Raw genomic sequence first — 12,172 nt, 5'->3', positions numbered from 1 at the left:
AGCACGCGAATGCAATGCAAAAGCAGGTGAGGCGATATGTAGACAGCGAACGAGTCACGTTATCTTCATTACAATGACCGGGCCAAGTACCCTTTTATTGCGAGAAGGATCAATAGTCACCCAGGGTTTCTTCGAGTTGCGACAATGCGTCGGCGAGTTGTTCGTCGTTGGGGGCAACGCCATGCCATTTGTGGCTGCCCATCATGAAGTTCACCCCGAAGCCCATTTCGGTCCGCATCAGGATCACCACCGGTTTGCCTTTTCCGGTTTCTTTTTTTGCTTGCTCCAGTCCGTCAAGTACTGCATCCATGTGGTTGCCCTGCATCGACAAAACCTTCCATCCGAAGCTTTCCCATTTGGCCTTGAGGTCGCCGAGTGCAAGTACCTGGTCGGTAGATCCATCGATCTGTTGACCGTTGCAGTCCACCGTAGAGATAAGGTTATCAACCCCCTTGGCGGCAGCAAACATGGCGGCTTCCCATATCTGTCCTTCCTGGAGTTCACCATCTCCGTGTAAAGAATATACAAGGTGTTGGTCTTTGTTCAGTTTTTTGGCCAGCGCGGCACCGATGGCAACCGAAAGGCCCTGACCCAGTGAACCGGATGCCACCCTCACGCCGGGAAGTCCTTCGTGTGTGGTTGGGTGTCCCTGGAGCCTTGAGTTGATTTTACGAAACGTAGCCAGTTCGGCAACGTCAAAGTATCCTTTGCGGGCGAGTACGCTATACCATACCGGGGAGATATGTCCGTTGGACAGGAAGAAAACATCTTCCCCGATTCCATCCATATCGAATTCCGGTTTCAGGTTCATGGCCTCGAAATACAGGGCGGTGAAGAAATCTGCACAGCCGAGTGAGCCACCGGGGTGACCGGAATTCACGGCATGCACCATGCGAACAATGTCTCTTCTTACCTGGGTTGCTATTGCGTTCAGTTTGTTGATATCTGCCATGCGCTTTCTTCTGGTTTGTCACCTGCACTTTGACGGCAGGAATTGGATTCAATCTGGAAACACCGTCTGAGACGATGGTAATATTCTTCTGGCTATGCCACTATGTTTTGCCTCAAAGACACGAAGACACCAAGATGCACAGTGTGCGTTCACGGATTACTTCTTGGCGGACCCTTGTGCCTTTGTGGCATTCTTTTCAAAAGGTTTTGCCTTCGCTCACCTTCCCGGAAGGTGCATTCCGTAGGTTCAACAGCCGTTTATCGGCCTGCGTATTCTAACTTGAAACACCTCGTCAAAAGTAGCCTTTTTTCATTTGAAGATGCCTGTCGGTTCTGATATTTTTTGAACAAGCAGGAGGATGCTAAAATGTTCTCCGGTACATTCTTTTTTGCGGTGTTCACAAACATCCTTCCTATCTTTGCCGGCCAAACATTATTTGTCATATGTCACTGAAATGCGGAATTGTAGGGCTGCCAAATGTGGGTAAGTCGACCTTGTTCAATTGCTTGTCGAACGCGAAGGCCACGGCGGCGAATTTTCCTTTTTGCACCATTGAGCCGAATGTGGGTGTTGTGATCGTGCCCGATCCCAGGATGGACGTACTGATCAACCTGGTGAAACCGCAGAACACGGTGCCTGCCACGGTGGAGTTTGTAGACATTGCCGGATTGGTCAAAGGGGCGAGCAAGGGAGAAGGATTGGGAAATCAGTTCCTGGGTAACATCCGGGAGACAGACCTGATCATCCATGTTTTGCGCTGCTTTGATAACGACAACGTGGTGCATGTGGATGGTGGTGTGAATCCGGTTCGCGACAAGGAAGTGATTGATGCCGAATTGCAGTTGAAGGACCTGGATACCGTTGACAAACGTTTGGATCGGGCCAGAAAAAATGCCAAGTCAGGTGATAAGGAAGCCGTGAAGGTTGTTGTTGTCCTTGAGGCATACAAATCCCACCTTGAGGCTGGTAAATCTGCCCGATCGGTGGCTTTGAGCAAGGAGGAGATCGCATTGGTTCCCGATCTGCATCTGCTGACCGCCAAACCGGTATTATACGTATGCAATGTGGATGAAGGATCCGTGCAAACGGGAAATGCGCATGTGGAGTCGGTGAAGCAGGCGGTCAAGGAAGAAGATGCGGAAGTGGTGATCGTGGCTGCCGCCATTGAGGAGGAGATTGCGTCCCTGGAAGATCCGGAAGACCGCAAAGCCTTCCTGGAGGAAATGGGACTGAAAGAACCCGGCATCAATATGCTCATACGTGCTGCATACAGGTTGCTTAACCTGATCACATACTTCACGGCCGGAGAAAAAGAGGTACGTGCATGGACGGTGATGCGGGGTGCCAGGGCACCTCAGGCTGCGGGTGTGATCCATTCCGATTTCGAGAAAGGGTTCATTCGTGCGGAAGTGATCAAATATGACGACTTCAGTCGCCTCGGTTCCGAGTTGGCCTGTAAAGAAGCAGGAAAGCTTGCGGTGGAAGGCAAGGAATACGTGGTGGAAGACGGTGACATCATGCACTTCCGATTCAACGTATAGTTAGGTTTACGGGGAAGGTTTTTCTCTTTCCCCGTTCCGGTCATTTTATGAATCCAGCTCTTCGAGTGCCAACCCGGGATCTGCATCGGGTGTGGACGCAATGAGTTCATCTTCATTCGCCCCGGACGTGTCGGGCTTCTTGCCGTAGATCATTCCAAGCGTCATCACCACGCTGCTTGCCAGAATGATGAACAGCAGGATGCCGCTGTCGAAATCCGGAAAGGTGAGTTCTTCGGGAATGGCATAGAAGAGGAGCACGGTGATCAGGCCGCGGGGAGCCACCCAAACGCTGGGCGTTACCTGCTTTCCAAGGAACAAGGCAAGCACCAGGAATCTCACCAGGTAAATGGATCCCAGTAGCACCAGGCTCACCACGATGACCTTGATGCTGAGCAGGCCGGCCAGCGCAATGCTGGCCCCGAAGATCACAAAGAAGAAGGTGCGTACGACGAAGGCGGTTTCCATGGTCAGGTTGTGCAATCCTTTTTCCAGGTCGTGGAATTTCTCCCGGATCAGAAACCGTTGCAGTCCCCACCTGAAGAAGAGAGGGGCATTCCTGACCATCAGTCCGAACATCAGGATAATGATCAATGGGGAGAGATGCGCTTTCTTGCTTATGGCGTAGAGCAGGAGCAGGATTGCAATCAACAGGAACAGTTTGGGGCCGGCTGATATGTATTGGAAAATGGCAATCAGAAAGTAGCCGGCGATTAACGAAACCACGAGGGTGATGGCAAATCCGCCGAGAAAGGCAGTTACAGGATGGGGGCCTTTCAGGCTAACCGGATCCAGAAAGCCCACTATGAAATAAAACAGCATGATGCCGAGGATGTCCGACAGTGTGCTTTCATAGATCAGGAATTCTTTCTGATGTTCTTCCATATGGCTCACGCTGGGAATGATGATGGCACTGCTCAGGATGCTGAGCGGGGTGGCATAGAGTACAGCTTGAGACATGTGCATGCCGGGATGGAAGACCCGGATGATGAGTGCTGCGGCCAGGACGGATACGGCCAGTCCGAGTGCAGATACCGCGGCGGATTTGAGTATGACGGGTACTTTCTTGCGGGTGAGTTCCAGTTCGAGGGCGGCCTCCAGCACGATCATGATCAGCCCCACAATGCCCAGGACTTCGAGGGCGGGGAAGAAGTTGATTTCCCTGAACCCGGCCCAGCGCATCAGGTATTGCAGGCCGATGCCCAGGCCGATCAACATCAGAACGGCCGGGATCCTGGTTTTGCGGGCGATCTGCGAGAAGAGGAATGAAAGGAGGATGATTCCACTGGCGCCGATGATGAAACCGTATGCGTCCATGTTCCCCAAAGTTATGTTTTTTGTATCCGTTTCTTGCCGGCGTTCTTTTCTATATAGGAAATGATCTCTCCGGCAATGTCGATGCCAGTTGCGCCTTCGATGCCTTCCAGTCCGGGAGAACTGTTTACTTCGAGCACAAGCGGACCTCTTTTGCTTTGCAGCATATCCACCCCGGCGATGCGGAGTCCGAGTGCCTTGGCTGCTTTCAGGGCGGCGGCTTTCTGGAGACGTCCCAGTTGAATCACGGTAGCGGTTCCACCCCGGTGAAGGTTGCTGCGGAATTCTCCCTCACGTGCCTGGCGGCGCATGGCACCCACCACTTTTCCATCCACTATGAAGGCACGGATGTCAATACCGGCAGATTCCTTGATGTATTCCTGAACAACAGCACGTGCCTTGAGGCCGTTAAACGCCTCAATTACCGAAACAGCACTTTTATTGGTATCGGCTTTCACCACGCCAAGTCCCTGGGTTCCTTCCAGCAATTTGATAATAACCGGTGCGCCTCCAACGCTTTCAACAATGGTTTCCGCATGTCGTGCATAGTTGGTGAAAACAGTTTTGGGCATGCCCAGTCCGGCCCGTGCCAACAGTTGCAGGCTTCGGAGTTTATCCCGCGATCGGACCAGTGCCTGTGATTCAATGGCGGAGAAAACACGCATCATCTCAAACTGGCGTACCACGGCAGCACCGTAAAAAGTCACGCTGGCTCCCACACGCGGGATCACCGCCTGAACGCCTTCCAGCGGTACGTCTTTGTAAAAGATGGCAGGTTTTTTCTTCTCCAGTACGAGGTTGCATTTCAACGGATCTATCAGGATCATTTCATGCCCCCTTTCCTCACCGGCCTGCATCAGGCGCATGGTGGAATAGAGTTTCCCGTTGCGGGACAAAACGGCGATTTTCATCGAATCCTTCGCTACTTGATATAAACGACTGTTATGATTTTCCACTGTTACGAAAACGCTGATTGCGATCCGCATTCCGAACGGGGTGCAATATCCAAAAAGTATTCGTGAATTCGATCATCGGGACATGAAGCCTGAGAAAAAATATTGGGTTGGGCAGACCGGACTAATTAACAGTGATATGTTAATAATCCATAACATAACATGGGTCGAAGGATATAGGAGGTCTGATACCTTTGTGCCAAACTAACCTTAAATTTAAGTTTTACTAAACTTGGTAATTATGAAAAAGAGCACACTAGTATTGGCATGTTTACTTGGATGTTCTGCGACGTTTGCGCAAGATCTCACCTCCAAGAAAGGAGAAACCATCCTGCCCGAGGCCGGCGACTGGTCTATCGGTGTGGATGCGGCTCCGTTTCTGAACTATTTCGGCAGGTTCCTGTCTAACGCAGGCGGAACAGCCCCCACATTCGAATTCCTGGATGGAAGCCTGATGCACATTGTAGGAAAGCGTTATGTAGATGAAACCACCGCGCAAAGGGCAATCCTTCGTTTGGGTTTCACATCTTCTTCATCGACTGCAATGATCGGCGATGCATCATCCACCACGCCTCCCACATTCCCGAATCTTCCCGCAATGGTAGAAGACAAAATGAAGTCTTCCAACAAACATATCGGTATTGGTGCCGGTATTGAAAAACGCCGCGGCAAAACCCGTTTGCAGGGTTTGTATGGTGCAGACGGTATGATCGTGTTCATGGGTTCGAGCGAGTCTTATGAATATGGTAACGCCATGACGGCCACCAGCAATGCAGCAGCTATTTCCAGCAATTTCGGTACCAACATCACCACCGATACCTACGGAAATGCAGCGCGTGTTACCAAAATGAAAGGCAGCTCCACTTTCGGTATCGTTGTCCGCGGTTTCATTGGTGCAGAATACTTCATTCTGCCCAAGATCTCTGTCGGCGGTGAGTTCGGTTGGGGACTGTTGTTCGGCAAGATGACCGCAACTTCAACCACCACCGAAAGCTCCAACGGTACCAACACAGGTACGCAAACCATAGAATCAGGAAAAGGCGGTGCCTTCGGTATTGATGTAGATCAGAACATGACAGGTACCGGTAACGGAACCCTGCGCCTGAACTTCCACTTCTAATCGAAGACCAATATATTGCAAAGCCCCCTGTCGCATCACAGGGGGCTTTTTTTATTCACTTATCTTTACCTGTAACTGTCTGCCTTCGGTGTTAGGTTCGCAATCACACATAAAATTTGCAATTGCAACCGCCCTGGTTGCCATTGCTGGCTCTTTGGGGCTGAAAGCCTATTCAGCCTACATACTGACCGGGTATATGTTGGCCTTTACCCTTAGGTTTTGTTGGGATTATTTCCTCGGATGGTATGTTGTATCCCGTTATGTCAGGCGCAGGCATCCGGATCTTTTTGAAAAGCATATGTGGCATCCATATCATGAATTCGGACCTGTTTTAAGTATGTTGTCAGCAGGCAAGCCGGAAATCAAGGCCTGCGTTTCATCGGATGAACGGATGTATGGTTTGTGGACCGCCCACAGGTACGCCACGGGGATATTTATGCTTCATGTCGTATGTATGGTTGTCCTCTGTCTTTACACCATCCACGAAAGGGGATTTCATTTCTGATTGTACCGCATCCGGCCCAAATGAACACGCGTCGGTTAATCACGGGACCAAATCACCCTCGTGTCCCAGGTCTCGGCGGTGCCGGTTTTTTAAAACAAAAAAACCACATCCGTTCTTCGAATGTGGTTTTTTCTGACAAGATTCCGGTCAGAAAAGAAAGCCTATCTGCAGTCCTAATTTTCCTGCCGGCTTAATGCCGTTCACCCGGTTATGGGTTGCTACCGTATAGGAGGTGGCGGCCCAATCATTATCAGATCCTGATGCAGCCAGGCCACCTCCGGCCAGCAGGTCTGCCCACAACCTTCTTTGCACAAGCACCCGCAGTCCAAACCCAATTCCCCCGGAGACATTGTATTCTTTGGTGTGTTGGGTCTCATAAAAGGGATAGTTATCTCTTTCTGTTTTTGCATAGCTGCCCGACAGGTAGTAGGCAAAAAACGGAACGACACCCTTTTGGCCCACGCCGGGGGAGATGAAATACTCTCTTCTTTGGAATTCTACAGCTCCGCCCAGTTGATGATACCCCCGGTCATTCCAATCCAAAGTGATACCTGCACTCGTTATCCAGCTTTTGTTGTAATCCGGGTTAAGCCACTCAATGCCCGCCATGAAGGTCTTATCCATAAGATAAATCGGACTGAACACAAATGATTTCCGGTATGTTTTGGCAATGTCCTCCTGGTCCTGTGCATGGGCAAACGGAGCAGAAAAAAAGAACCCGATCAGCAGTGTGAGTGCAGCAATGGCGGTTTTAAGTGATTTGGCATGTGTTGTTTTCATAGCAATGGTTTAAGGTTAGGTGTATGAATGGGTGAATGAATTCCGAATGTAAAAAATCTATGTATAAAATAGAAACAGAAGGGCAGGGGAAGGTGCGGATCAGACGGCAAAGAGGATGCGAATGCCGGCTATCAATGATCCGGTTACCGGTGTTGCAATTTACATGCCATGTTTTTCCTGGCTTGCAAAATATATATCGAAAGAAGTAATTGTATTTTACGGGAAGGGTATCAGCTACCTTTTCATGGCCCGGTCCATCTCCCGTTTGCTGTCTTTCTTTTTGAGGTCTTCCCGTTTGTCGTGCAGCTTTTTTCCTTTGGCCACGGCAATGCCCAGTTTCGCGTAACCCCGGTCGTTGATGAACAGAGACGTTGGTATGATGGTAAGTCCCTGGTCCTGCATCATCTTGGAGATCTTATCAAGCTCCCGCTGGTTAAGCAGCAGTTTGCGGTCGCGTTTTTCTTCATGGTTGGTATAGCTGGCCTGTTCATAAGGCGCGATGTGCATGCCACGTACCCACAACCCTTCGTTGATGAAGGCACAAAAGGCTTCATTGATGTTGGCTTTCCCGGCGCGGATGGATTTGATCTCGCTACCGGTCAGCACCATGCCTGCGGTAAAGGTCTCAAGCAGGTGATATTCGAATCCCGCTTTCTTGTTTTTTATATGGATCTGGTCAGCCATGGTCTGGTCAGTGTCCGATGATGGTCAGACTATAAAGTATTTTCTGAAGTTCCTCCCATGTACGTACGTTGGATTCAAGTTGGGAGCAATGACTGATCTCCACCAGGTAAAAATGGTCTTCGCTTTCGGTGACATACCCTGCGTGAACAATGTCAACAGTGGTGGGTTTGTTCTTGAACATCACATGATCTATGCTGATGGATGTACCATACATGATGCTCTTCTGGGTGGCGATGAGTTCGTCCACATTCAATCCCTGCGTAGAGATGAGGATGTTGGCAAAGCTCGGAAGGCTCATGTTGGAAAGGGCAGGAGGAAGAAGTTTTTTGTCGTATACCAGCACCAGGAAACGTTCGGCCACATCCAGGCTGTCGAAACCCACCAGTTCTTGCCGGTATTGGTGCATGTTCAGTGCTTTCTGAAACCGGTAGAAATATTGAAGGCTGTCTTCGCTGTATGCGGCCAGTACCGAATCCGGGAAATTGCTTTTGAACACATCGAAGGTGTATGATTTTTCGTAATCTTCCACCAGTGATCGCGACAACGAAGTAGACGTGCTGTCTGTGGCGTACACCCTCGTTTGGCTGTTGGGTAAATCAAAATACATGTATTCGGCATTCCATAACAGGTTACCCAGTGCGTTGTTTTGCATGGCTTTTTCCGCTGCATGTATATCCACCTCGAGGCCCGATAAACGCAGTACGTCTCTCATTCCTTTACCGGATTTGACTTCCGACCATTTGCTGCCCGGTTTGCGGAATGCGATCCCGAGCCTTGAATCAATGAAGTATTCACTGGCGGTCAGGTCGCCGGCAACGGCTATTGATGGGTCGAACAATGCCAGCGGGTTGCCACCCAACTTGAGCGACGCACCTCCCGGGCGGTTGGGATCTGATACCACCACAAACACCAGTATGCCCATGGCGAACACCATGAACATGCCCATGAACAACAGCACTCCTTTTCTCATGTATTCCCGCTTTTGCTCATTCCTGATGATCAGGTAGGCGAGCAAGGCGATGAGAAAACCAAGTCCGATGCCGCCCAGCTTAAGCACTTCCACTACGTCCAGGTTGGAGAACATGGAAAGTTGTATGGGGGGAATGATTTGCATGTCTTGTGTGTTACCGCATCAAATGTAGAAAAGAAAAGCTTTGCAGAGAAGCAGCCTCAGGCAGGGTTACTTTGAAAAGATCGCATATCCCAACTTGAGGTAACCCCTGTAGGTGAAGGACCGGTTGGTTTCGGAGTATAAGGGTGGACAAACCTCAGTGCTGGCTGTTAACTTCCACCTGCCTTTGGATATGCCCGCACCCAAAGCGAATCCGCTGGGGTTGGTGAGTGAGCTGCCTTCACGTTCTTCGGTAGTAACAACATTGTTTGTTGTTTTTACGATGGTTTCATGATAGGATGTGGTTCCGAAAAGCATGGTAAAAACGCCGGCTTCCAGTTGAACATCAAAGGTATGCATGGGGATGGTATACAGGAGCTGTGCCGCACCCCTTACCAGCGAACCGTTCATTTCACTTGTGCTGACCGTGTTGTACTGCGACGAGAACTTCTCCACATAGCTTCCTTTGGTATGGTACCGATACCACAGTAGCTCCGCATTGAGAGCCCATCTGTTTTTATACCATGGCAATGATCTTTCATAAAAAACACCACAGGTGAAATCACGGGAGACGGGATAGTTGGTGGCTTCCATGAATCGTATCTCTCCGCTGGGTTCCCTGACGTCGATTTTACTGGCGGAAAGTCCGGCAATGATACCCATCCGTTGGCTGTGACGGATGCGGATCAGTTTGATTTCACCTTGTCCCGGTGCGCAGTTTTCGTAATAGGTTGCGAAGACGGATGCCAGCGATCTTTCGTTGTAAAGCGTATTGTTCAGTTTGTTTACCACCGCCGGACATCCCGCAAAGTATACCATCAGTTGCGATACATATGCCTTGTTCTCTCCGATTCCGATCGTACTTCCCTGGGCGCCGGTTTTGTTTTTGTATACTTTGAATCGACGGAACACCAGCAGGTCATATGTTGAGTCTGTATGGATATAGTAGTGCTTTTTGAAGGTGTTATCGGTGAAAGTGTACAAGCTTTTGGGGCCGGATGCAACTTCGCGCACGAACCCGCGGCTGTGCAGCATGGACTGGTCTTTATTGAAGGTAAGAAGACTTGTTTCCGTCGGCTGCGGGTCGATATCGAAGGAGGCGCTTTTGTATACTTGTCCTTCTGTTCCGAATGCAGCAATATCAGTTGTATTGTAGGTGTCGACCCGTTCCAGTCCGTTGATGACAAAGTGAATGCTTGTGAGCGATTTGTTCCTCGGCCCGATGTCTACCTTGCCCTTGATCGTATCACCTTCATTTGTGATGATGTATCCCGGTTGGTATTGTTGACCAAAGACCGGGCTTCCCGATCCCAAAGCCCAGATAAATCCGAATGCCGGAAGTACGGTATGTAGTTTCATTTCAATTTACTTTTCATCTTCCGCTGCCTGATTACTTCCGTCGGTGACCTGGCCTTTTTCCGAAAGCATGATTGCGATGGGGCGGGTTTGGGGGAAGTGAGCGAATACCAGCACAAGAATTACGGTGATGGGAACGCTCATGATCATGCCGGTGATGCCCCAGATCGCTCCCCAAAAGGAAAGGGAAAGGATGGTGACGAGCGGACTAATGTTCAGCGAATTTCCCATGAGCTTTGGTTCAAGCACGTTGCCCACGAGCAGCTGGATGGCGCCTACAAAAACCAGTACATATACAGCCGGTAAGAACTCACCGAATTGCAACAGGGCGAACACGGTCGGGAACAACGTGCCGATCAGCGAGCCCACGGTGGGAATGAAGTTCAGAAGGAACAACAGGAAAGCCCAGAAGAAAGGAGCCTGCACGCCGATGATCATCAGTACGATGTAGCCCAGTCCGCCGGTGATCACGCTTACAAATGTTTTGAGTCCTACATAGTGGGTGATGCTGTCGCCGATCTGACCGAGCATGCCGTATACAGTTTCAAATTCCGACTTCTTGTCGAACACCGCTTTGAGTTTGGGCATGAAATACGCTTCTTCGATGAAGATAAATAGTACATAAATCACAATCATCACGGCGTTTCCAATGATGTCGGTGAGGGAGTTAAAGATGGATGCGAGCAGCTTTCCGAATTCCATCTTGCCGGCAAGATCCGTTACATATGCTTCAATATCTACATTCAGCCACTGAACAAGCTGGTCGGTCAGCAACCGGATGTTCGACTGGTAGGAAGGATAGGCACGTGCGAGGTTTTGAATGTTGTCGGAAAGGATGCGGGTGATCACCGAGAGGATCCCGAAGATCAGCAGGGAGGCAAGCAGGCTGTTCAACCAATGAGGAACATGTTTACGTATGAACGACGCCCGGTTCAGGAACTTGGTGATCTCCCGGATCAGGAACCAAACCAGCCAGGCGCAGATGAACGGAACCAGCAACGATTGTCCGTAGATCAGGATGACCACAACGGCAATCGAAATGATCAGCAGGTTGGTAAGACGATTGATTTGCATGGTGTCGGTTGATTGGCGCGAAGATATGTAAATTATCCCCGGTTGCCTGTCACAGCTTGTCTTCGTCTTTCCGGATGGCTTTTAATTTGTCGAAGTATATGCCATTTAAAAAACGGTATTGCTCCAATGCCAGCCGGTCGTACCCGGAAGTGAACAATTCGTTTCCCTGGTAAGAATAGGTGCAGGATTTTCGCCCGGCACATTTGATGCAAACCGTATCACGTCCGATGAACACATTGGATGTGACGTTGCTGCTGTCTGCATCGAACAAGGTTTGGATGGAACCGTCTTCAATCATTTGCTGAATGGAACCGTCTATCATGTAAATTTCCACATCCGGTGCATGATGGTCATCGCTGCTGTTCCGGTTATATAACCATGCACCGATCTTCTTTCCGTCCAGGTACCGTCCCCGGCTGATCTCCCTCAAATAGGTTTCGGTGGGCATGTCGGGGCCTTTTTCCCAACTCTTGTATCCGGGGTATTCCCGGTACTGGATCCACATGCCCTGCTTCCGGCCTTGCAGGTCAGTCTGGTTCAGTTGCCCGCCGTTTGCTGCGGCTTCAGAAGAATAATAGGCGGTGGCCAGGCTGTCGTAAAGCTGTTGCGCATGGGTGTGAAAACACGCGAAGAAAGCAGGCAGTATAAAAAGAATCTTTATGTACTTCATGTGAGGGAGAAACATGATGCATAAATGTACAAATTAGGAATTAGGAATTAGAAATTAGGAAAAAACGTTTCGACGTGAGATTCTTTCTTGCCTTTATAAGTAGGTTAGCAAAATC

Annotated in this window: 11 protein-coding genes; 2 read left to right on the top strand and 9 right to left on the bottom strand. The window is 49.9% G+C overall.

Annotated elements, in window-relative coordinates; genetic code table 11:
• Positions 1 to 109: 109 nt before the first annotated feature.
• Entirely contained in the window at positions 110 to 952 is an 843-nt protein-coding gene (locus H6585_07565; protein ID MCB9448184.1) for a transketolase, read from the bottom strand.
• 443 nt (positions 953 to 1,395) lie between these two features.
• On the opposite strand from H6585_07565, the gene ychF reads away from it, so the two are divergent.
• Positions 1,396 to 2,493 carry a redox-regulated ATPase YchF gene (ychF, locus tag H6585_07560; GenBank protein MCB9448183.1) on the top strand — a complete coding sequence of 366 codons (1,098 nt, stop codon included), beginning with the start codon at positions 1,396 to 1,398 and terminating at the stop codon, positions 2,491 to 2,493.
• A 45-nt stretch (positions 2,494 to 2,538) separates the two neighbouring features.
• Here the strand turns inward: ychF and H6585_07555 are convergent, their stop codons facing one another.
• Both H6585_07555 and rimK read right to left on the bottom strand, forming a co-directional pair.
• Positions 2,539 to 3,807: a cation:proton antiporter gene (locus H6585_07555; protein MCB9448182.1), complete on the bottom strand. Its 1,269-nt coding sequence runs from the start codon at positions 3,805 to 3,807 to the stop codon at positions 2,539 to 2,541.
• An 11-nt stretch (positions 3,808 to 3,818) separates the two neighbouring features.
• Positions 3,819 to 4,715: a 30S ribosomal protein S6--L-glutamate ligase gene (gene rimK / locus H6585_07550; protein MCB9448181.1), complete on the bottom strand. Its 897-nt coding sequence runs from the start codon at positions 4,713 to 4,715 to the stop codon at positions 3,819 to 3,821.
• 283 nt (positions 4,716 to 4,998) lie between these two features.
• Here rimK and H6585_07545 point away from each other — a divergent pair, with 283 nt between their 5' ends.
• Entirely contained in the window at positions 4,999 to 5,877 is an 879-nt protein-coding gene (locus H6585_07545) for a hypothetical protein (GenBank protein MCB9448180.1), read from the top strand.
• Between the two features lie 652 nt (positions 5,878 to 6,529).
• On the opposite strand, the gene H6585_07540 is transcribed toward H6585_07545, so the two are convergent.
• The 6 genes from H6585_07540 to H6585_07515 all read right to left on the bottom strand — a co-directional run bounded on the left by H6585_07540 (position 6,530) and on the right by H6585_07515 (position 12,057).
• Positions 6,530 to 7,162 carry a hypothetical protein gene (locus H6585_07540; protein MCB9448179.1) on the bottom strand — a complete coding sequence of 211 codons (633 nt, stop codon included), beginning with the start codon at positions 7,160 to 7,162 and terminating at the stop codon, positions 6,530 to 6,532.
• 234 nt (positions 7,163 to 7,396) lie between these two features.
• The gene (smpB, locus tag H6585_07535) at positions 7,397 to 7,846 is read right to left on the bottom strand and encodes an SsrA-binding protein SmpB (protein MCB9448178.1); all 450 of its coding nucleotides are present in this window, start codon (positions 7,844 to 7,846) and stop codon (positions 7,397 to 7,399) included.
• A gap of 7 nt (positions 7,847 to 7,853) precedes the next feature.
• A complete protein-coding gene (locus tag H6585_07530; GenBank protein ID MCB9448177.1) occupies positions 7,854 to 8,960 on the bottom strand; it encodes a hypothetical protein in 1,107 nt (368 codons plus the stop codon).
• Between the two features lie 66 nt (positions 8,961 to 9,026).
• Positions 9,027 to 10,316, bottom strand: coding sequence for a hypothetical protein (locus H6585_07525; protein ID MCB9448176.1), 1,290 nt, complete (start codon positions 10,314 to 10,316; stop codon positions 9,027 to 9,029).
• Positions 10,317 to 10,322: 6 nt separating this feature from the next.
• On the bottom strand, positions 10,323 to 11,387 hold the full coding sequence (locus tag H6585_07520; protein MCB9448175.1) for an AI-2E family transporter: 1,065 nt from the start codon (positions 11,385 to 11,387) through the stop codon (positions 10,323 to 10,325).
• Between the two features lie 49 nt (positions 11,388 to 11,436).
• Positions 11,437 to 12,057, bottom strand: coding sequence for a hypothetical protein (locus H6585_07515; protein ID MCB9448174.1), 621 nt, complete (start codon positions 12,055 to 12,057; stop codon positions 11,437 to 11,439).
• Between the last annotated feature and the right edge of the window lie 115 nt (positions 12,058 to 12,172).

The sequence above is a fragment of the Flavobacteriales bacterium genome, assembly GCA_020635855.1.
GTDB lineage: Bacteria > Bacteroidota > Bacteroidia > JACJYZ01 > JACJYZ01 > JACJYZ01.
Note: the sequence above shows the minus strand (reverse complement) of the source record. Positions and strands in the feature narration are given on the sequence as shown.

Bases quoted from the DNA above. Each gene is read 5' to 3' on its own strand.
- H6585_07545 (MCB9448180.1), top strand. From the start codon at position 4,999: ATGAAAAAGAGCACACTAGTATTGGCATGTTTACTTGGATGTTCTGCG.
- H6585_07520 (MCB9448175.1), bottom strand. From the start codon at position 11,387: ATGCAAATCAATCGTCTTACCAACCTGCTGATCATTTCGATTGCCGTT.
- H6585_07555 (MCB9448182.1), bottom strand. From the start codon at position 3,807: ATGGACGCATACGGTTTCATCATCGGCGCCAGTGGAATCATCCTCCTT.
- H6585_07540 (MCB9448179.1), bottom strand. From the start codon at position 7,162: ATGAAAACAACACATGCCAAATCACTTAAAACCGCCATTGCTGCACTC.
- H6585_07565 (MCB9448184.1), bottom strand. From the start codon at position 952: ATGGCAGATATCAACAAACTGAACGCAATAGCAACCCAGGTAAGAAGA.
- H6585_07515 (MCB9448174.1), bottom strand. From the start codon at position 12,057: ATGAAGTACATAAAGATTCTTTTTATACTGCCTGCTTTCTTCGCGTGT.
- ychF (MCB9448183.1), top strand. From the start codon at position 1,396: ATGTCACTGAAATGCGGAATTGTAGGGCTGCCAAATGTGGGTAAGTCG.
- H6585_07530 (MCB9448177.1), bottom strand. From the start codon at position 8,960: ATGCAAATCATTCCCCCCATACAACTTTCCATGTTCTCCAACCTGGAC.
- rimK (MCB9448181.1), bottom strand. From the start codon at position 4,715: ATGAAAATCGCCGTTTTGTCCCGCAACGGGAAACTCTATTCCACCATG.
- smpB (MCB9448178.1), bottom strand. From the start codon at position 7,846: ATGGCTGACCAGATCCATATAAAAAACAAGAAAGCGGGATTCGAATAT.
- H6585_07525 (MCB9448176.1), bottom strand. From the start codon at position 10,316: ATGAAACTACATACCGTACTTCCGGCATTCGGATTTATCTGGGCTTTG.